We start from the raw sequence: 19,082 nt of genomic DNA, 5'->3' as shown, positions 1-19,082 counted from the left end.
GCTTTGGAACAAGGAATTTTAAAACAAATTGGGGGACCCCCCACGCTTAAAAACAATAAAGCCCTACAGGCTATTGTGGCGTCTATTGTTTTACATTTATTGTTCATATTATTATTTGCTTACACAGCCACTAATCTTATCCAAAGCCCAAAAAGCATACCTTTATCTGAAAAAGTGGAGCTGGTAGAAAAAGAAAACTTACCCCAACAAATTGTTGACTTACTGCAACCAGAAACTCTAAAGCCTAATAAAGACAGCCAATATCTGAGTGATAGAAACACATATACAGAGAAAGAAACGCGCCAGCGCAGTACGCAACGCAACGCAAAAAGCTCTCAGGAAAAAAGCCAAGAACAGTCTGAAAAAAAGAACTATAACTTTTCTCTTTCTCCAGAGTATATCCTGAATGATATTCGTAATCAGCAAAGTGCCATGAACGCTCCGCAAAATTATCTTCCAGAACTGGAGCTTGGCAATGAAACCCTGCTCAACGCTCAAAAATTTAAATATGCTTCATTTTTTATACGGATGAAAAGACAGTTAGAAAATGTATGGTCACCAAGGCCTATTGTTTTTAGGTACAACCTCAATGGTAAGTTTTACAATACAAAACTAAGTATACGCATGGATCAAAATGGCCACTTGATCGCGGTTAAAATTGTAGACTCCTCAGGAAATAGCTCTTTAGATCAAGAAGCTGTTCGTTCTGTACAAAAAGCAGCGCCTTTTTTAAACCCACCTGCTCAGTTGCTTGATCAAAATCAGCAGCTGTATATTCCAAGTTGGAGCTTTATCGTTTCAAAATATTAAAGCCTGTTTGGATATAAGCTTGAACTTTCTGCCACATTCACTATATGGTAAGCACTTATGTTTATTCCTAGCTTAGAGCATGCAAAACACTGTTATCAACAGTTCTCTTCTCCCACGTTTCTAACAGAAGAAAAAAACCTTAGTCAGAGAGTCCAACAACTCAAAGCTGCATTTTCACCGTCAACACAATTTTATTATGCCATCAAAGCCAATTACAATCCCTTTATTATTTCATTGTTAAAAAAAGAAGGCATCGACGGTATTGATACGGTCTCTCCTTTTGAAATCAAGCTGGCTAAAAAGTTGGGCTTTGATCATTCACACATTGTCTTTACTGGCTGTGCCAGTGATAAACATGAGTTGCAAACGGTAAAAGATGAAGGCGTCTTACTCAACTTAGGCTCGCTCAGTGAACTATCTACTTATGCTAAACTGTATCCCAACAGTGACATTTCACTAAGAATTAACCCAGGCATGGGTGAAGGAGAAAACAAAAAAGTTATTACCGCAGGAGAAGATGCAAAGTTTGGAATAGCTCAAAAAGATTTAAAACAAGCATTGAAATTATGTAAAGAAAGCCAGCTTAAGGTCATTGGTCTACACATGCATTTGGGTTCAGGCTTGTATCAAAGTGATATTTTTGAAAAAGCCTTAACACCCATGTTTTCTCTTGCTCAAAGCTTAAATGACTTAAAGTTTGTTGATCTTGGAGGTGGCTTTGGTGTAAGACACCAACGGCAACAAAAACAAATTGACCTTGACAGTTTTGCCAAGGTTTTACAACAGAAGTTATCTGAGTATAAACTGAGCCATTTAGACATCCGCTTTGAACCTGGAAAGTTTTTAGTGGCAGAATCCACCGCTTTGATTTGTAAGGTCAATGTTGTAAAGGAACTTGCCTATCAGCAATGCTTAATTCTTGATACGGGTTTTAACCATCTCATCAGACCCGCTTTTTATCAGTCTTATCACGAAATTATCAATTTAAGCCGCCCACATGAAAACTGTGTGTCTACAAAAATAGAAGGTTACCTCTGTGAGTCTGGAGATGTTTTTAACCCTGACTTAAGTTTTCCCAAGTCTCAAGAAGGTGACTACCTCGCTATTTTGTCCAGCGGAGGTTATGGCAGCAGCATGAGTTCTTTATATAACTTTAGGCCCTATGCAGCTGAGGCTATGTTAACAAAAGACAATGAAATATCCGTATGCAGACAAACTCTCAACTTTGATCAAATCTGGAGTAACATGGGCTGGAAAGAATGATATTTTTATTTTCTAATCAATTTGTACTTGGCTTCCCCACCAGGATGAAAAGCATGTTCTTCAAATACAAAGGCATCATCATAGGTATACCTAATCAACATTCGATCATAATCAAAGGGATATTCATCTGAAAACCACTGATCAATAGGAAGAAGGTCTGATACAGTTCTTCCAATCATCAAAGTACGATAATCTTCTTGAGAGTCTTTGAATATAATATTATTATGGCCAAAACCCAGAGCATGCGCTAATTCATGCCCAAAAGCAAATTGATAAACTATAGTAATGGGTACATTTAGATTATCATAATAATGGTTCATGATAGGATCGAGCTGCATTAAAATATCTGCATCACCAATTTCACCTGTCGATGGATTTGACTTTATCCATGTTATTCCCAAAGCATCATCTTCTGTAACATCACTAGATGTCATAAACGCCACTGAAATTATACCATCACCATAAGTAAACTCTGATGTTTTATTGGGTAAAAATTCAAAAACTTGCTCACCTTCTTCAATAATATTTAATTCTAAAAACAACTCATTGTATCGATCAGTTACTTTTTTTGTTTCAGTCATAACCCAATCTGGAGCTTGTTCATGTAAAGCAATTTTGATGGGAAAGTTTCTTTTATCCCAACGATTGATGTATGCCTTTTGATCACTAATTTCTGTATACTGAATAGAAAAAACATCACAGTCGTTAAATGTTTTATTGGCTCTGGTGCCTGTACACTGCGCATCCTCTTTTACTTGATAATTTTCCCTATATGACGCTGTTTTAGAACTGGGTTCTAACTGGTCAAAATTGCCTAAATCCGTCTGAAAAACAAACCATTGTTGATTGCTACGATTTATTGCATTTTCATAGTCTATTTTTGCTTGTAGCAAAGCATCTTGCTCATCAGCCAGCTGACTATCAATCTCTGGTAACAACTCATTTTCACCATCAACAACAATTTCTTCTTGATCAAGAATGGGAACAGCCTCCTCAATAATATTTTTCTGTTCATCTGCTGAATTCATACTTCTCGATGTATTTTTTTCTTTTTTATTTCTCGTTTGATGCTTAGGGTTTCCCTGCTCGATAACTTTAGGTGGAGGTTCATAAAAAACATGTTGTTTATGGCTTGAATGAGAATAACTACCTGACACTTTATTTTTGCTCTCAGAAGAAGACGTTACTCTATAGGCTTTTTCCGTTGTAGAAACCTGGGTTTTACAAGATAACCCTAAGATGAGACATGCAAACATGCAAAGCATAAAAAATTGCTTATATTTAACTCTAGAAAACATAAAAAAGCCTTTAATCACGTGTTTGTAGCATAGGAAGTTCTCCTAACGCAAGCGCATAATCAGTCAGGTCAAATGCTGTTAAACCTACTTAAATCTTTAAATTTTTATTCAATCACAACAAAAATATGCCTGTATTTTTATAGATTATTCTTTAAACACAGAACAATATTTTCAACATCACTGTCTTGCACATTTAAAAACCACTGCATATCTGGATACACAACCACAGCAATGCCCTCTGAACATCGTCCCAAGCAACCGGCTTTGTTGATCCTTATTTTTTTATCTGTTTTTAGTTTTTTAACTTCTTGTTTTAGACGTAAAAGAATGTTTTCTGCCCCTTTGCTATAACAACAGCCTTTGGCAGAGTCATCGGGTCTTTGATTGGTACACACAAAAACATGTTGATCAAAATATTTTTTATCTTTCACACAATCTATCTAACAGCATGACCATTTTTTACCAACTATTTTTCATACCCTTAAGTACGAAAACCAAACGCTATCCAAGCTAATAATAAGAAAAAGCCATCGTAGCTCATACTGCAAAGACAAATTTTTTTGCATTGTTTTTGCAAAAGCCATGGCTCATGAAACATTTTAAATCAAAAGGACAGGCCTTGATCGAGTATATTGTTATTGCATGGATTATAGTAAGCTCGCTTATACTCTTTTTTGATCTCCCAAAAAAAATGAATCAAAGTCTTATGGCACGACAATCGCAAGTTGAAGCTTATTTAAGTCAGCCTATCGATGATGAAGGTGAACCATTCAATCAAACCAAAGGAGTTTACAATGAACCGCAAGTATCAAATTTACACCCCAAAACCCAATGAAAGCATGCAGCCCATGTATTTAACTGAGTATTTTTTAAAATTTAAAAAGCCCACCATAAAACCAAAACTTAAGCTTGTTGATTCAAAGCTTATTCAAAATAAAAAGAAAACTATTTCTGGTCAGGGAATGACAGAGTACCTCATTATTGTTGCTCTGGTTGCTGTTGGGTCGATTGCCATTGTAAGGACTTTGGGCGGGTCTTTAAGAACCGGGTTTGCCAAAATAACCATGGGCATTCAAGGCAAAGGTAACCCTTCCAGAATAAGAGACCCAAAAGTAAGCAAAAGCCAGTACAAACGCCATGACATGTCTGACTTTACCAATGGTGCCATTGAATAAAGATTGAAGCTGTGTCAAACTCTTAACTTGATTATTATAGCAATCAAGCCTAGGATCAGCTTATGAGTTTGACGCAAATATTAATGACAGCCTTACTTGTTTTGGGAATTGGCAGTGTTGTCTTGATATTTTTAATTTATAGCCAAAAAAACAGCTTACAGCATCTAGGAAGTCAGCTTGATTATTTATCCAGACAAATTAATGAAAACAGGGATACCACAACTCAAAAAGTTCAAGACATTTACCACCGCCTAGAAAACAAAGTGGACTCGCATATGCATCACACCTCGTCTGTTTTACAAAAAAGCTATGATAGTGTGAGTTCGCATTTAGAAAAAAATGCTTCTGTATTTGGAGATCTTAAAGAAAAAATGGGCCGCATTGAAGAAACAGGAAAAAGTATTGCTTCAGTAGGCGAAGAGGTCTCAAAGCTTCAGCAGTTATTTAGATCACCTAAATTTCGTGGTCACTTGGGTGAAAAAGGTTTGGAAGAAATTTTAAGTCACTTGCTCCCCACAGCCCACTTTAAAATGCAATATCGTTTTGCCTCGGGTGATATTGTAGACTCAGTGATTTACCTGGCCAATAAAAAAATTGTGCCCATGGACGCTAAGTTTCCTTTGGAAAACTTTCAAAAGATGCATGTTGAAGATGTCACTGAAAAAGAAAAGGACGTTCACCTTAAACAATTTGTTCGTGATATTAAAAACCATATCGATAAAATTAGCCAAAAGTACATCCGTCCAGATGAAAATACTTTAGACTTTGCACTTATGTTTCTACCTGCCGAGCAAATTTACTATGAAGCTTTTTTAAAAGAGTACACAGATAGCAGTGGACAAACTTTACTTAACATTGCTTTACAAAAAAAAGTAATCCCTGTCTCACCCAATAGCTTATATGCTTACTTGCAAGCTATATTATTAGGTTTACGAGGATTACAAATTGAAGAAAGAGCCCAAGAAATACTCTCTTATATCAATAAGTTTAAACTTGATATCGATCAATTAGAAATTGAATTGGATAAACTAGGCAAACATTTAAATCATGCAGGGTCCGCCTATGACAAAACCTATAAAAAGCTCAAACAATCGCAAAATAAAATAGAGTTTATGGAAAGTATGCCCTTAAGCTCTAATGCAGAAGAGAAACCTTTAATTAACAGCTAAATGTTTTTCTGGGTCAAGTGCTGTTTTTTGCATGCGAATTTCAAAGTGATAAAATGAAGGTTTAATTTTTTTAGTCTTTGCTATGGCTTGTCCTTTATTGACTTTATCGCCTTTGGTGACCAAAAATTCACCCAAGTAAGCATAGACCGTAAATACAGCTTGTCCATGCTGAATGATAATCATTTTTTCATACCCTTCTAATGAAGAGCTCGCATAAACAATCTGTCCTTTTTCTGCAGCCTTTAAGGTTTTTCCGGGAGGGGTTTGTATATCTATACCGTTGTGCATCTTACCATTTTTTTTTCCATACTTTGCTGTCACTTGACCTTGATAAGGCCATTTAAATTTGAACCTTTTTTTTGAATTTTTTTGACTATAACTTTTACTGAGCCTGCGTGATTTTTTTTCTTTGTTTACTTTTTTGGATTGAGCATAACGCTGCTTTTCCATACTTTGTTCAATAAATTTTTGAACCTCTTTATTTTGTTTAGCTCCAGGTATTAAAATTTTTTGTCCCGGATAAATTCGACTCATCTGCAAACGGGGATTGGCTTTTTTTATTTCTTTTAACTGAACTTGATACGTGTGTGCAATCCTATAGGCTGTTTCGCCTCTTTCAACCGTATGAATGACGCCACCTTTGTTGTGGCAACTTAAACATAGTAAAGAAAAAACTATATAATAAATGGAACGAATTTGCATGAACCTAGAAAACGTTTTTTAATTTTATTGTTCTCTTTTAAATATACATAAAGAGAGTGTTCTTCTTTTCCTTCATTCACTGGCGCTACCAGAACAGCTCTATCTGCCAGCTGCTCAAATAATCTTTGTGGAATTTTTTTGATGGCTGCAGTTATCATGATGGCCTCATAAGGTGCAAACTCACTCCATCCCAAACTTCCATTACCGGTTTTAACCAAAACTTTATGAAAGCCTAGAGCTTCTAATCTTTTTTTAGCGACACTGGCCAAAGCCTGTATTCTTTCAATTGAAAACACAGATATGCCCAAGCGATCTAAAACTGCAGCTTGGTACCCCGATCCCGTGCCAATTTCTAAAACCTTTTTGGGGGTATGGCCAAGTGTATCCAACATGGCTTGAGTCATTAACGCCACAATATAAGGCTGTGATATAGTTTGATCATGCCCTATAGGCAGTGCCTTTTCACCGTATGCATGCAAAGAAAATGCCTCTGGCACAAAATGATGCCTGGGAATGGATGCCATTGCTTGGATAACATCTTTATTGCTAATTCCTTTGGGCAACACCCATTGCTCTAGCATTTTACCAGCTTTAAAATGCGGTTTAGTCAGATTTTGCATAACTTTCTTGTAAGGTTTTTAAATAGTCGTGGTTGGTCATATCAATACGAATAGGAGAAATGGATATCTTGCCTTCCCTTATTGCATTAGAGTCAGAGCCAGGGTCTTTATCAAACTCTAAAATATCTCCACCTATCCAATAATACTTTTTTCCTCTTGGATCTATTTTTTCTATGGTGGCACTTTCATATTGTTTGTTGCCCTGATATGTAAACTCTATGTCTAAATCATTGTTATGTTGCACATTGGGAATGTTAACATTGTACAAGGTATGCTTGGGCAAAGGATATTGATCTAACATTTTTACAATTTTTTTTGCAGCCCTTTGAGCTTGAGTGAAGTTTAAAACTTCATCTCTTTGATAGACCAAGGAAAATGCAATGGATGGAATTCCCAATAAAACACCTTCCAATGCTGCAGATACAGTGCCGGAATAAGTAATATCATTGCCCAAATTAGCTCCATGATTGATACCGGATACAATTATATCAGGATGATCATCTTTAAAAATCTCTAACATAGCCAGATAAACACAGTCAGTGGGTGTTCCATCCACTGAATAACGATTTTGACTATGTTGCGTTATACGCAAGGGTCGATGTAAGGTTAATGAGTGCGCCGCTCCACTTTGCTCACTGTTAGGAGCTACCACAACCACATCTCCTATTTCTTGCATGGCTTCTTCTAGTTTAGCAATCCCAGGAGCGTAAATTCCATCATCATTCGAAATCAATATTTTCATTCCTTATTGTTTACAAGCATTTAGCACCAATGTCCAAAAATCTGAGTAAGACGGACCTTATCCCAAGCCAATGCGACATAAAAGACACTCAAAGAACAAAAATGACACACTAAGACAAACGAGGCCAGATCTATCTACTTGATTTTACTTAATTTTATTTGGCACAACTTTAGCTAATTCAATACAACATGATGTCAAACAATAAAAAATGCTCCAATATGACCTGCCCATTGATTAAAACATGCTTACAGGACCGCAAGCAAATTGATTATTGTCAAAAAATTGAACTCATACGAGAGCTACAAACATCTGTTTCTCAAAAACCAAAAATCAACTACATGTCTCTAGAAACCAATACTCAGCATTAACTTTTTGGCATTTTATATGCACTTTAACTGTGCATGACATCCTTTCTTTTTAGTTTTACGGTACTTATTACTTTTATTTTTTCGTTTATTCATTTGGCAGAGTATGGCAAGGATCAACTGTTTATTAAACAAGCCGGGCTTTTTGCCTTACGTTCGCACTATTTAAATCAAGATTATTTAAACACGCTTCAGCAGTACAGTCATAAAACCTGTCAAAAACCATACACTTTTGAGTCTACCCTACTGACCGAAAATCATTCTATAACTGAACTCAAGATCAAAACTAAACATCAAGAATCTTTGTTCAATGATAAGCAATCTTACTCAGACTTAAAAAAAACAACAATAGATAATTACTTGTTTTACCTAGGGAAGAAACAGTGAGAGTTTATCATTACAACAAAGGCTCGGTATTGCTAGTATTCCTTATTATATTGAGTCCCATTGTATTGTATTTATGGGTCAATATAAACAATAACCATTTGGGCAACAAAAAAATCCGTCTACAAACACAAACAGATGCCTTGGCTTTGCATTACGCAAGTTATCCAATGGATGCTCTCAATGCTATTGCCATGTACAACAAGGGGATAGAAATTACCGCTACAAGAGCATACATGGTTGCTTCCGCTTTGATGTTGCTTAGAGCATGTGCTCTAGCAACATTACTTAAAAGTCCTTGCACCCGTTATTGGGCCAAACTTGAAAAAAAAGCACCCACTTTTTTTAATCAAGCCAATCAACTGATGGCTTATTACGCTAAACAACAGGATCATATTAAAGCTTGGGCAGAGCAAGCACCCTATCAAGATTTAACTTTACGCAATGCTAGCAGTACCCTTAAAAAAAAGACTCTTTATACATTAAGCCCAAAAAAATATATGTATAAACTCCCTATAATAAGAGACAATAAAAGAACATTAGAAAAAAACAACCCCCTGTATCAGAACAACAATTTTAAACGTTGTCATACAAAAAAAGAACATCGCTTGCATATTTTAAATTCAAAATTGCTAGCATACAGATCAAAGCAATCCATAAGTTTAAATGTTGTTTATAAAAATTTAAAAAACGGTGCTCATACAGTTAAGCATTATCCATCCATACGTAGCATAGACATTATTCCTGAAAAAATTTATTCAAGCTCAAGCCAACAATATTTAAATTTTAATTATGCAAAAATAAAATCATGTGAAACTTTTAAAAAGTTTATTCATTACTTGGGTGACAAACTCAATACTAAAATCAATGTTCCTCCATTTTATATTTTAGATCATGATTACTTTAAAAAAGGCTTAAACATTAAAGTTGAGGCTAAACAATTGCATAAATATCTTACTGATCAATCCTTAAAAAGTCTTTCTCAATCATTAAACCGGGACACATTACTAAAATCCAGCGCAATAGCCTGCATGGAAGGAGACAATATATTTAAGTCTGAGTTTGATATTCATTTATGCGCCATACATTCAAAAGAAAAACCATGAGAAATACTAAAGACAATATTAAAGGCAATATTGATTTAATATTAATTTTACCTATTTTGTTTATTTTGCTTTGGGGCTTCGCACTATGCTACGCCTACTTAAATGAACAGCAAAAACTCAATCAGCACTTATGGCAAGCAGGTCTATCTCAATGGAATAAAAAATCATTCACCAGCTATAAACACCACCTTGATCATCAAGGGCCTTGGCATTTACAACTTAAAAACCGTAAAACCACGCTTCTAAATAAGAATTGGTTTGATAATACACCTTTGCCTTTTAAATTATTTCAACAAAAAAATCGTCCTTACCATTTGAGTCTATCTTCTAATAAAAAAAATTATGATTTTTTAGTTAAGCTCCATGAATATATTAATTCAAAAAGTAAAGCACATATTGACCTTCAAGATTCTATACTATTCCCTGACCATGAGCGGAGAAAAAGCAGCCAACGTTTACTTTTAAAACACAGTTTATGGACACAAGGCATGTGCCATGTGGGTTTTACAGAAACAGCACTACCCTTACTGGGTATTGATCTCCTGCAACAAACCATGATGGGCGTCAAATTACCTTTTTCCATACCAATAATTAAACACTTGCCAAGTATAGGGTGTTCACATGAATTTTTTTAAAAAACCTATGAAAAACATCTTAACTCCAACATTCTCTATTTTTTTAAAGAGTTGGTATATTCCTATTATTTTGGCAAGCTTAACAACATCTTTGGTTATAAAAAAGATCAATCACTATAAGACCAAGCTTCAGTTATCCATGCAAACTGCAGAAGTATTAATTGTAAATAAATCTCTCTTTAAAGGAGATATCATTGATGAGGATGATATTGATATTACTGAACTATCATTAAAATACTTACCTTCAGGTACCCTTACTGCTACAGATTTAAATCAAATTATTGGTACAAGGCTCAATAAAAGCTTAGCAAAAAATGAGCTGATATTATGGTCATTTTTAAACCTTGATTCCCTCCATCAACTACCTTCTGATCAAATTGAACCCGGCCATCGTCTCATTGCCTTAGCTATTAGTTCAATTGATTCAATGGGGTTTCGCATTCAAAAAGGTGACCATATTGATCTTATTCATACAGCTATACTACCAAAAAACCAAACTCCCTCAACCTACACACTCTTGCAAAATGTTACTGTTTTAGGCCTTGGAAATTATACGAATAACAGTAGCTCTAACCAGAACTACACAACAATAAGTCTAATGGTGCTACCCAAAGAAGCCTTAATGATAAAAAATGCGCAAGAAAATGGGCAATTATCATTTTTACTCAGAAACTCAATTGATCAAAAAACAAATACTATGCTACCGATGATCAATCAAGATGATGTTTTTGAACAAGCTTTTCGTAACTCATTACAATACGAACGTAATAAAGCCATTGACCTCATTAAAGGCAACCAACGGTTCACAAAATCCCAGCAAAAGCCTAATTTTTCAAGAATGCCTTAACATTTAAACACTCTCCGTATTTTAAAATGTAAAAATTATATCTTTGATCTTTATCTATTTAAGTTTATACTATTGGAGAGGTGCAAATTTATATTTTGTATCTTAAGTTTTGTTTTACCCATGCAGCTTAAAACAGGCAGTATTTTATCAATGTCTATAAAGTAAGCAGGTTAATATTTTTGAGGTTAATGCGTGTCTATTTCTAAACCCTTAACATTTGAATGTGGTCGCTGTGGAAGTATGTATGGTATTTCTCATGAAGACCTTGGCCAGGCTGGAGCCAAAATAACATGTCCAAAATGCTATGCGTTTTTTTATCTCAAACCTTCTCGAGATGACATCAAACCTCCCATTATTGAAAAAATTGCTAGTCGTGATGGTGAATATCAAGGTTCTTCTCCTCCCCCTATTCCTGGAGAGAAAACAACAGAAAAAATACTCAGTGAAGCCATTGAAGCTTTAAGCTACCCTGCTATAAAAGATGAACAAGCTGTTTATCCGGTTTCAAATGATTCAGCTGAACATAAAAAAATTGAAGACTCGTCAAATGAGCCTGATTCAGATGACCCCACGAATTCATTAATTCAGCACCATATCCCTAACTCAGAAGATGCTTTAGAACCCTTAGCCACCGCAGATGCTGAATCGAACAATTTGGTAGAAGAATTATGGCACAAAGATTCCATGATTGAGCAAGAAATTCATAAATTGCCTGACTCTCCTAACACCGCTGAACAGTCTGCATTAAATTTTGGTCTTGAAGAAGTGACGGGTAATTTTTATGACCCAGAAACTGTCATAACGCAGGACTCATTAGCTGACTATCCTGAAGACCCACCTGAAACGTCTGTTGATAAATCCATTGTATGGCTGGCTTCAATCTTTTTGGCCGTGTGCGCGTTACTTTTTGCTCACTACAACAGAAGCCTTACATTACCCTTTTTAAAAGGTTTTCAAAAACCTCTAGCTGTAGAACAACCTGAAAAGTCTGAGCAAATCACCGAGATTCCTTCAAGTCAAAACGCTAAATATGGTTTTCCTGAAGTTGAAGATCTCAATGATGAAGAAGTTCTTAATGATGATGAGGTTGATATCAATAAAGTTATAGAACAGGAAAAAAACGCCAATAAAACCCCTGAGCAACAATAATTGAACAAATTTAAATAGTAGATAAATTTATTACTCTTTAATTGGTCTTAAAATATCTCTATCATAATAAAGATATCTTAGACTGGATAATTTTCTGTGAAGCATGCGTCACAGAACTCATCTTTTGTTGCCTCCATGGCTTTATACATACCTTCTATGCTTAAAAAGTGAAGTGTATCCGCGTCAATATAATCTTTAAGTTCTTTAACATTCATCTGAGAAGCAATTAAATCTTCTTTTTTTGGCGTATCAATACCGTAATAACAAGGACTGACAAATGGCGGAGAGCTGATAAGCAGAGAAACATGGCTAGCACCAGCGGCTTTTAGCATTTTAATAATTTTTTTACTTGTGGTTCCTCTCACAATGGAATCATCAATCACAACAATGCGTTTACCTGCCAATATATCTTTGACTGGATTGAGTTTTACTTTTACACCAAAACCACGAATAGACTGCTTGGGTTCAATAAACGTTCTCCCAACATAATGATTTCTGATCATCCCCATTTCAAAAGGCAATTTACTTTCTTCAGCATAGCCCATAGCCGCCAAAACGCCTGAATCCGGTACCGCCATGACCAAATCAGCCTTTAAATCTTTGGTTTCTTGCGCTAAAATCCTTCCCAAGTTTTTACGTGAGCTGTAGACATCCTTGCTAAATACTTTAGAGTCCGGTCTTGAAAAGTAAACATGTTCAAAAATACATTTTGCTGGTGTCGCTTTACTGTACTGAATTGAACGTGGCTCCTTATCCTTACTATTGTTGTCAACAACAACAAGCTCTCCAGGTTTAACATCACGTATATACTCGGCCTCCAATAAATCAAAAGCACAGGTCTCAGAAGAAAACAACCACTTACCGTCTTTGGTTTTTCCCATACACAAAGGTCTTAAGCCCCAAGGATCTCTAGCTGCAATCAACTGATGTTTACTCAAAAATAAAAGTGAAAAAGCACCTTTGAGTAATTTTAAAGATTCAGCAATTTTATCTTCTAAAGCTAAAGACTTATCTTGACGAGCTATCAAATGCAATATGGCTTCAGTATCCATGGTAGAGTGAAAAATTGCCCCTTCTTTGGCAAGAGAGGCTTTGATCTGATCAAAGTTAGTTAAGTTACCATTGTGAGCAACAGAAACTTCTCCCTCTTCAAGACTGGCTACAAAAGGTTGAAGGTTTCTTTGAATATTACCGCCTGTGGTTGAGTACCTTACATGTCCAATTGCACTATCACCTTTTAAAAATTCAAATGAGTGTTCATTAAAAGCATCCGCTACAAGCTTTTGCTTTCTAATTCTATAGAGTTCTTGTCCATCTGTAGATATAATACCTGCACCCTCTTGCCCTCGATGTTGAAGAGCATAAAGCCCCAAATAAACCATATTGGATGCTTCATCATGATTATGAACGCCAAAAATTCCACACATATTTTTGTACCCCTACAGCCAATGCCTTGACATTTGTTGTTTCACCTCAGCAATAGTTTGCCTGTATTGTCCTTGATTTAATTCAATAACATTGCCACCTGTTATTCCAAGTTGAGAAAATTGAATTTTATTTTTAACCAAACAGGCATCAACTTTTACTTGATGTTCAGGCTTAAATGCAACAAGAGCTCTTCCAGGCTTTTCTAAGAGCAGAGCTTGCAATAGATGGGCTTCACTCTCACTGTTAATTTCAATATGGGCCCCTATTGGATTAAACTTGTGTACACAAGCCTCAACAAGAGCTAACCACAATCCACCATCAGACAAATCTTTGGCAGTATGCAGAAGATTTTGGCTATTTAAATCAATTAAGGCTTGTTGAAGATTTTTAACTGCTTCTAAGTTAATGGGGGGACATTCTAAGTTAGGCTGTTGCAAGACGTCTTCTGTCAGCATACTGTTGTAATAAGTATGCAATTCATCATCATGGTCAAGTAAATAAATAACATCTCCTTCATGGCTAAAACAATTGGTAACCGAAACTTCCTGATGTTCAATAAGGCCTATCATGCCAATGCTTGGTGTAGGGTAAATATTAACTTCTTGGGTTTGATTGTAAAAACTAACGTTTCCACCCGTAACGGGTGTTTCAAAAAATTGGGCTGCTTCACTCAAACCTTCTATGGTTTGCACAAACTGTCCCATGATCTTTTCTTCCTCTGGGTTACCAAAATTAAGACAATTGGTTATGCCAATAGCCTTTGCGCCAACACATGCCAAATTCAATACTGATTCAGCCACTGTATGCATGATACCCAGCTTTGGGTTGCTTTGACATAAGGCTGCCTTACTATCAACCGTAACTGCGATTTTTTTATCTTTTCCTTTTATTCTTAATACGCCTGCTTCATAACCTGGCCCCATAACAGTATCAGATCGCACGGTGGAATCGTATTGGTCGAAAATATTGTTTTTTAAACCTGCTGTATTGCACGATAAGACTTTACTCAGGGCTGCTTCAATATTTTCTCCCAAAAGCTTAAACACCTGCTCTTGGGTCAAAGTGCCTTGCCCTAATTCTGGTTGAGTATAAGGACGATGATACAATGGAGCCTCTTCAGTAATCGGCATCACTGGCAAATCTACGACCTTTTCTCCTTTAAAATAGGCTGTTACATGAGGTTCATCTTTGACCACACCGACTTCAGCACAATCAATGTTCCACTTTTTGGCTATAGCCAAGACTTGCTCTACTTTTTCTGGATCTACCACGAGTAACATTCTTTCCTGAGACTCCGATAAAAACAACTCAAATGGTGTCATATTGGCTTGTCTGCGTGGAATTTTATCCAAATCGATATCCATTCCACTGTTGCCTTTAGCACTCATTTCAAACGTAGAACAAGTGATACCTGCAGCTCCCATATCCTGAATCCCAAACAAAAGCTTTTGTTCTACCATTTCCATACAGGCTTCCATGAGTATTTTTTGGTAGAAAGGATCTCCCACTTGTACTGTAGGTAATTTTGCTTCGGAGTCTTCGTTAAACTCTTCAGATGCCATGGTTGCTCCATGCACACCATCTGAGCCTGTTGGAGCACCTAAATAAATTACAACTCTTCCGGCTCCTTGAGCAATACCTTTTTGTATGGTTTCTTCAGAGACCAATCCCATGGCCATGGCATTCACTAAAATATTACCATTGTAACATTTAGCAAAACGAGTCTCGCCACCTAAATTTGGAATCCCCATGCAATTACCATAATGGGAGATACCCCCAACAACGCCTTTCATTAACATCGGTGTTTTGGGGTGTGATAACTCACCAAAATGCAATGAATCTAAAACCGCAACAGGCCTTGCTCCCATGGCAAAAATATCTCTTAAAATCCCCCCAACACCTGTGGCTGCTCCTTGAAACGGTTCTATGTATGAAGGATGATTATGACTTTCAATTTTAAAAGCTAAATAGTCCCCATCATCAATATCAATGACACCTGCATTTTCACCTGGGCCTTGTACAACTCGATCACTTTTAGTGGGTAATTTTTTTAGGTGAACTCTAGAGCTTTTGTAACTGCAGTGTTCACTCCACATTACAGCAAATATACTCAATTCAACAGAGTTTGGCTCTCTTTCTAAAATAGAAAGAATTTTATTGTATTCTTCCTCATTAAGACCTTGATTAAAAGCTTCTTGCTTAAGACTCATAGCTGCAAACCTCTATGACTGGGTTGCTTAAGATTGTTTCACTTAGTTTTTTTAACTCTTCATCGCTGGGCTTTTCATCAAAAACAAGCTCTATACTTTTCCCAACTCTAACATCATTAATTTGCTCATATCCTGATCTTAACAAGCTTTTTTTAATGGCCTGTCCTTGTGGATCAAGCACTTCGGGTTTTAACATTATTTTAACTTTGGTTTTATAACTCATATGCTGCTTAGCCTCCTATAAACCTCTTCATATGCTTCTGTTAAACTGCCTAAATCACGTCTAAAAACATCTTTATCAAGAATTTTTTTACTATTTTTGTCCCACAAACGACATCCATCAGGGGTTATTTCATCACCCAACACGATCTTACCGTTAGCATCAACACCAAACTCTACCTTAAAATCTGCTAGCAGAATATCACACTTTAAAAACATTGCTTGCAAGGCTTCATTGATTTTACTGCTGATGGCTTTCATTTCTTGAATTTGCTCTGGACTGGCTAATTTCATCCAAGTAATATGATCTTCATTGATTAAGGGATCATCTAAGGGATCACTTTTTAAATTTAATTCCATAATGGGCGGCTTTATTTCTTGATCAGGCTTAATCCCCAGACGTTTACATAAACTTCCCGCAGAAATATTTCTCACAATGACTTCTACAGGGATCATCTTTAATTGTTTAACAATCAAATCACTTTCGCCTGAAACTTCTACCAAATGCGTAGCAATTCCTTGCTCCTCAAGATATTGATAGATTGTATAGCAAATATCCCGGTTTAAAATACCTTTACCTGCGATATCTGCTTTTTTCTTGGCATTGAATGCAGTTGCGCAATCGGTAAAACGCATCGTGTAGAGCCCTTCACTGTGTGACCATATTTGTTTTGCTTTACCCTGATACAATGGTGCTTGATTCAAAATGCATCTCCCTCTTTCAGTGCCTGTTTAATATCTTTTAAAACATTCATTAAGATCCCACTGGTGATCATTTGTCCCCCCACTATCATAAAACCAGAAGATAACAAGATAACAACCCAGTGCGTATGTAACCCCCCTATTGCTAGATAGCGAATAAAAAATGCCGTTAAAATGCTAGCCCCTATTAATAAAATGACTGAACCATAGGCAATCATATTTTCATAAACACGCAGATACTGATTAAGTTTTTGTATCAGCCAATCTTTTTCATAGCGTTTGAAAAATGTAGAAACAATAAATCGCGCTAGAACACCCAAGAGAATCGCTTGTGTTCCCATGACTATTAATGAAAAAGCCCCCAAAGACCGGTAAATATAATCACTGAACAAAATGGCTTCATGTTGATAAAAAGACCGGATTAAAGGCATCATAAAAACTAGTCCAATAATGATTAAGCCCATACCCACTAAAAACAATATTTTAAAAGGGTTGTACATCATCACAATACTGACAATAACATGAAAAAAACGCCATCCATCTTTGACGACACTTAACTTTGATTTTCCCTCTCGATCATAATAATCGATCGGCACCTCTAAAACTTCTATATCTTCATGTACGGCTTTACTCGACATCGCTGGAGTGAAATGGAGTCCATTTGGCAGAGGTAACATTTTATTTAAAGCTTCACGGTCAAAAACCCTAACCCCGCTAGCCGTATCTGTGATTCTTTTACCGGACAAAAAGCTCAATAACTGAGCAAATATAACATTACCCAATTTTCTCACTTTGGGCATTTTACTGGATTTGCTTGAAAAACGCTGCCCTGTAGCCATGTGTTTATCGGGATTAGACTTCAGCTGTTCATACAATCCCAAAACCGTTTGCGCATCAATAGTTCTATCTCCATCCATAAAAGATAAATATTCACCTTTTGCTGCAGCAAAACCGTGCTTGAGTGCCGCTCCATAACCTTGATTTTTTTTGTAACTGACGCAGTGAAAGCTAAGCTGCTTATATTTATCCAAATGAACTTTGCTAAATTTATCAATCTCTTCCTGAGTCTGGTCAAAAGAACCATCGTTAACCACAATAAGCTCACCTTTAAATTGTGGATTCTTCTGCTGATAGCTTGAAATTCTGTGTGCTGCCTGATCTAAAACTTCAAAAATATGTGAGCCTTCATTATAAGCTGGGATTATGAGTGATAAATTAATCATGGGCAAAACGAGTTTTGTTGGCAAACATTGCGCTTGCAAAACCAAAGTTCCAAACGGGTATACACATCATTAACAAACATGAAAACAACACGGCTTCTTTTAACTGTTTTCTTATTAAAAGCCAAAATATAAAATTAAATAAACAAATTCCTAAAACGATAAGCAAACTGCTGCAAAAAGACTGAAACATGCAAATCCCCAATAACATAATCAAGATTAAGCTTAATATAGGTAACGCATGTATCTTTTGACATAACCCATGCTTTTTGACCAATAAACCATGGCCAAAACCATACCGATAAAACATTCTTAATAAACTCCAGTAGGTCTTGGGACGCCTATGAAAAATATTGGCTTTTGGACAATAAAAAACCTGATGATCCAACACTTTTGTTAATCGAATATCCAAGTCAAGATCTTCACAGGGCCACAGTCTTTCATCAAAACCTCTGACCGCTTGGAGACTCTTGGTCGAATAAATAACGTTACAACTTGGGACATGATTTACTCTTTGAAGGTCTTCTGCCTCATGCAAATAGTCTGATGCAAAGCTTAAGCTTTGTAAAAACTGAGCTGTATTTTTTTCACAGTTTTGTGCCTTAGGGCTAACACTTTGTTTTCCTCCTACAGAAAAAGAACGTGTATTGTCTTTTGTAAGTGTTAGAGCTTGAACCAACAAAGTTTCAATACAATGCTCGTCTAGAACAGCATCCGCATCAAAAAAAGCAAGCCACGGACTTTGTGTAGATTGTATTGCAAGATTGCGGGCATGGCTAGGACCTTGGTTTTTGGTGTGAATAATTTGAATTAAGTCTTGATAACTATTCAAGATATCAGCAGTTTGGTCCGTTGATCCATCATCTACAACAATGACATGGTAAGCATAAGACGTGATTTGTTGAAGTATAGAGTCGATGCATTGAGCGATATGCTCTTCTTCATTGTATGCAACAACAACAACGCTTAAGATTTTATCATTCTTTGGCATCATCCATCATTGGGTCTATATAAAGTTTGCCTCATATTTAAATATTT

At 36.2% G+C, this 19,082-nt stretch carries 22 protein-coding genes; 11 read left to right on the top strand and 11 right to left on the bottom strand.

The window, feature by feature from the left end:
* Nucleotides 1-3: 3 nt before the first annotated feature.
* Together MRY82_08940 and lysA are read left to right on the top strand one after the other, a co-directional pair.
* On the top strand, nt 4-810 hold the full coding sequence (locus tag MRY82_08940; GenBank protein MCI5073046.1) for a TonB C-terminal domain-containing protein: 807 nt from the start codon (nt 4-6) through the stop codon (nt 808-810).
* Between the two features lie 57 nt (nt 811-867).
* Nucleotides 868-2,073: a diaminopimelate decarboxylase gene (gene lysA, locus MRY82_08935; GenBank protein MCI5073045.1), complete on the top strand. Its 1,206-nt coding sequence runs from the start codon at nt 868-870 to the stop codon at nt 2,071-2,073.
* 5 nt (nt 2,074-2,078) lie between these two features.
* On the opposite strand, the gene MRY82_08930 is transcribed toward lysA, so the two are convergent.
* Together MRY82_08930 and MRY82_08925 are read right to left on the bottom strand one after the other, a co-directional pair.
* Complete coding sequence (locus MRY82_08930) at nt 2,079-3,329, bottom strand: hypothetical protein (protein MCI5073044.1); 1,251 nt, start codon at nt 3,327-3,329, stop codon at nt 2,079-2,081.
* A 179-nt stretch (nt 3,330-3,508) separates the two neighbouring features.
* Complete coding sequence (locus tag MRY82_08925; protein MCI5073043.1) at nt 3,509-3,802, bottom strand: (2Fe-2S) ferredoxin domain-containing protein; 294 nt, start codon at nt 3,800-3,802, stop codon at nt 3,509-3,511.
* A 158-nt stretch (nt 3,803-3,960) separates the two neighbouring features.
* On the opposite strand from MRY82_08925, the gene MRY82_08920 reads away from it, so the two are divergent.
* The 3 genes from MRY82_08920 to MRY82_08910 all read left to right on the top strand — a co-directional run bounded on the left by MRY82_08920 (nt 3,961) and on the right by MRY82_08910 (nt 5,715).
* Nucleotides 3,961-4,206 (top strand): hypothetical protein, encoded by a 246-nt coding sequence (locus MRY82_08920; protein MCI5073042.1) that lies wholly within the window; start codon nt 3,961-3,963, stop codon nt 4,204-4,206.
* Nucleotides 4,166-4,546, top strand: coding sequence for a hypothetical protein (locus MRY82_08915; protein ID MCI5073041.1), 381 nt, complete (start codon nt 4,166-4,168; stop codon nt 4,544-4,546). The genes MRY82_08920 and MRY82_08915 overlap by 41 nt, the downstream gene beginning before the upstream one ends.
* 62 nt (nt 4,547-4,608) lie before the next feature.
* Entirely contained in the window at nt 4,609-5,715 is a 1,107-nt protein-coding gene (locus MRY82_08910; protein ID MCI5073040.1) for a DNA recombination protein RmuC, read from the top strand.
* Here MRY82_08910 and MRY82_08905 read toward each other — a convergent pair.
* Genes MRY82_08905 through surE form a run of 3 tightly spaced genes read right to left on the bottom strand, consistent with a single transcriptional unit; the run spans nt 5,701 to nt 7,779 of the window.
* The gene (locus tag MRY82_08905) at nt 5,701-6,417 is read right to left on the bottom strand and encodes a peptidoglycan DD-metalloendopeptidase family protein (GenBank protein MCI5073039.1); all 717 of its coding nucleotides are present in this window, start codon (nt 6,415-6,417) and stop codon (nt 5,701-5,703) included. The genes MRY82_08910 and MRY82_08905 overlap by 15 nt on opposite strands.
* Complete coding sequence (locus MRY82_08900) at nt 6,390-7,037, bottom strand: protein-L-isoaspartate(D-aspartate) O-methyltransferase (protein MCI5073038.1); 648 nt, start codon at nt 7,035-7,037, stop codon at nt 6,390-6,392. Before MRY82_08900 ends, MRY82_08905 begins: the two co-directional genes overlap by 28 nt.
* Nucleotides 7,021-7,779: a 5'/3'-nucleotidase SurE gene (surE, locus tag MRY82_08895; protein MCI5073037.1), complete on the bottom strand. Its 759-nt coding sequence runs from the start codon at nt 7,777-7,779 to the stop codon at nt 7,021-7,023. Before surE ends, MRY82_08900 begins: the two co-directional genes overlap by 17 nt.
* A 188-nt stretch (nt 7,780-7,967) precedes the next feature.
* Between surE and MRY82_08890 the strand changes: the two genes are divergently transcribed.
* From MRY82_08890 to MRY82_08865, 6 genes are all read left to right on the top strand, one after another.
* Nucleotides 7,968-8,147: a hypothetical protein gene (locus tag MRY82_08890; GenBank protein MCI5073036.1), complete on the top strand. Its 180-nt coding sequence runs from the start codon at nt 7,968-7,970 to the stop codon at nt 8,145-8,147.
* A gap of 33 nt (nt 8,148-8,180) precedes the next feature.
* Nucleotides 8,181-8,531 carry a hypothetical protein gene (locus MRY82_08885; GenBank protein ID MCI5073035.1) on the top strand — a complete coding sequence of 117 codons (351 nt, stop codon included), beginning with the start codon at nt 8,181-8,183 and terminating at the stop codon, nt 8,529-8,531.
* A complete protein-coding gene (locus tag MRY82_08880; GenBank protein MCI5073034.1) occupies nt 8,528-9,634 on the top strand; it encodes a hypothetical protein in 1,107 nt (368 codons plus the stop codon). The genes MRY82_08885 and MRY82_08880 overlap by 4 nt, the downstream gene beginning before the upstream one ends.
* A complete protein-coding gene (locus tag MRY82_08875; GenBank protein ID MCI5073033.1) occupies nt 9,631-10,269 on the top strand; it encodes a hypothetical protein in 639 nt (212 codons plus the stop codon). The genes MRY82_08880 and MRY82_08875 overlap by 4 nt, the downstream gene beginning before the upstream one ends.
* Nucleotides 10,256-11,116 (top strand): Flp pilus assembly protein CpaB, encoded by an 861-nt coding sequence (gene cpaB / locus MRY82_08870; protein ID MCI5073032.1) that lies wholly within the window; start codon nt 10,256-10,258, stop codon nt 11,114-11,116. The genes MRY82_08875 and cpaB overlap by 14 nt, the downstream gene beginning before the upstream one ends.
* A gap of 192 nt (nt 11,117-11,308) precedes the next feature.
* Nucleotides 11,309-12,265 (top strand): zinc-ribbon domain-containing protein, encoded by a 957-nt coding sequence (locus MRY82_08865; protein MCI5073031.1) that lies wholly within the window; start codon nt 11,309-11,311, stop codon nt 12,263-12,265.
* A 77-nt stretch (nt 12,266-12,342) separates the two neighbouring features.
* On the opposite strand, the gene purF is transcribed toward MRY82_08865, so the two are convergent.
* Genes purF through MRY82_08835 form a run of 6 tightly spaced genes read right to left on the bottom strand, consistent with a single transcriptional unit; the run spans nt 12,343 to nt 19,038 of the window.
* A complete protein-coding gene (gene purF, locus MRY82_08860) occupies nt 12,343-13,692 on the bottom strand; it encodes an amidophosphoribosyltransferase (protein MCI5073030.1) in 1,350 nt (449 codons plus the stop codon).
* Nucleotides 13,693-13,704: 12 nt separating this feature from the next.
* A complete protein-coding gene (gene purL, locus MRY82_08855; protein ID MCI5073029.1) occupies nt 13,705-15,903 on the bottom strand; it encodes a phosphoribosylformylglycinamidine synthase subunit PurL in 2,199 nt (732 codons plus the stop codon).
* On the bottom strand, nt 15,893-16,126 hold the full coding sequence (gene purS / locus MRY82_08850) for a phosphoribosylformylglycinamidine synthase subunit PurS (GenBank protein ID MCI5073028.1): 234 nt from the start codon (nt 16,124-16,126) through the stop codon (nt 15,893-15,895). The genes purL and purS overlap by 11 nt, the downstream gene beginning before the upstream one ends.
* Nucleotides 16,123-16,827: a phosphoribosylaminoimidazolesuccinocarboxamide synthase gene (locus tag MRY82_08845; GenBank protein MCI5073027.1), complete on the bottom strand. Its 705-nt coding sequence runs from the start codon at nt 16,825-16,827 to the stop codon at nt 16,123-16,125. Before MRY82_08845 ends, purS begins: the two co-directional genes overlap by 4 nt.
* Nucleotides 16,824-18,047: a glycosyltransferase family 2 protein gene (locus MRY82_08840; protein MCI5073026.1), complete on the bottom strand. Its 1,224-nt coding sequence runs from the start codon at nt 18,045-18,047 to the stop codon at nt 16,824-16,826. Before MRY82_08840 ends, MRY82_08845 begins: the two co-directional genes overlap by 4 nt.
* On the bottom strand, nt 18,040-19,038 hold the full coding sequence (locus tag MRY82_08835; protein ID MCI5073025.1) for a glycosyltransferase: 999 nt from the start codon (nt 19,036-19,038) through the stop codon (nt 18,040-18,042). Before MRY82_08835 ends, MRY82_08840 begins: the two co-directional genes overlap by 8 nt.
* Nucleotides 19,039-19,082 lie beyond the last annotated feature (44 nt).

The sequence above is a fragment of the bacterium genome (genome assembly GCA_022763185.1).
In the GTDB taxonomy this organism is placed as follows: Bacteria; Bdellovibrionota_G; JALEGL01; order JALEGL01; family JALEGL01; genus JALEGL01.
This window is presented reverse-complemented; position numbering and strand designations above follow the sequence as displayed.

What these genes read in the sequence shown, in the direction of transcription:
- lysA (MCI5073045.1), top strand. Translation starts at nt 868, where the DNA reads ATGTTTATTCCTAGCTTAGAGCATGCAAAACACTGTTATCAACAGTTC.
- MRY82_08930 (MCI5073044.1), bottom strand. Translation starts at nt 3,329, where the DNA reads ATGTTTGCATGTCTCATCTTAGGGTTATCTTGTAAAACCCAGGTTTCT.
- MRY82_08920 (MCI5073042.1), top strand. Translation starts at nt 3,961, where the DNA reads ATGAAACATTTTAAATCAAAAGGACAGGCCTTGATCGAGTATATTGTT.
- MRY82_08915 (MCI5073041.1), top strand. Translation starts at nt 4,166, where the DNA reads ATGAACCGCAAGTATCAAATTTACACCCCAAAACCCAATGAAAGCATG.
- MRY82_08910 (MCI5073040.1), top strand. Translation starts at nt 4,609, where the DNA reads ATGAGTTTGACGCAAATATTAATGACAGCCTTACTTGTTTTGGGAATT.
- MRY82_08905 (MCI5073039.1), bottom strand. Translation starts at nt 6,417, where the DNA reads ATGCAAATTCGTTCCATTTATTATATAGTTTTTTCTTTACTATGTTTA.
- MRY82_08900 (MCI5073038.1), bottom strand. Translation starts at nt 7,037, where the DNA reads ATGCAAAATCTGACTAAACCGCATTTTAAAGCTGGTAAAATGCTAGAG.
- surE (MCI5073037.1), bottom strand. Translation starts at nt 7,779, where the DNA reads ATGAAAATATTGATTTCGAATGATGATGGAATTTACGCTCCTGGGATT.
- MRY82_08890 (MCI5073036.1), top strand. Translation starts at nt 7,968, where the DNA reads ATGATGTCAAACAATAAAAAATGCTCCAATATGACCTGCCCATTGATT.
- MRY82_08885 (MCI5073035.1), top strand. Translation starts at nt 8,181, where the DNA reads ATGACATCCTTTCTTTTTAGTTTTACGGTACTTATTACTTTTATTTTT.
- MRY82_08875 (MCI5073033.1), top strand. Translation starts at nt 9,631, where the DNA reads ATGAGAAATACTAAAGACAATATTAAAGGCAATATTGATTTAATATTA.
- cpaB (MCI5073032.1), top strand. Translation starts at nt 10,256, where the DNA reads ATGAATTTTTTTAAAAAACCTATGAAAAACATCTTAACTCCAACATTC.
- purF (MCI5073030.1), bottom strand. Translation starts at nt 13,692, where the DNA reads ATGTGTGGAATTTTTGGCGTTCATAATCATGATGAAGCATCCAATATG.
- purL (MCI5073029.1), bottom strand. Translation starts at nt 15,903, where the DNA reads ATGAGTCTTAAGCAAGAAGCTTTTAATCAAGGTCTTAATGAGGAAGAA.
- purS (MCI5073028.1), bottom strand. Translation starts at nt 16,126, where the DNA reads ATGAGTTATAAAACCAAAGTTAAAATAATGTTAAAACCCGAAGTGCTT.
- MRY82_08840 (MCI5073026.1), bottom strand. Translation starts at nt 18,047, where the DNA reads ATGATTAATTTATCACTCATAATCCCAGCTTATAATGAAGGCTCACAT.
- MRY82_08835 (MCI5073025.1), bottom strand. Translation starts at nt 19,038, where the DNA reads ATGATGCCAAAGAATGATAAAATCTTAAGCGTTGTTGTTGTTGCATAC.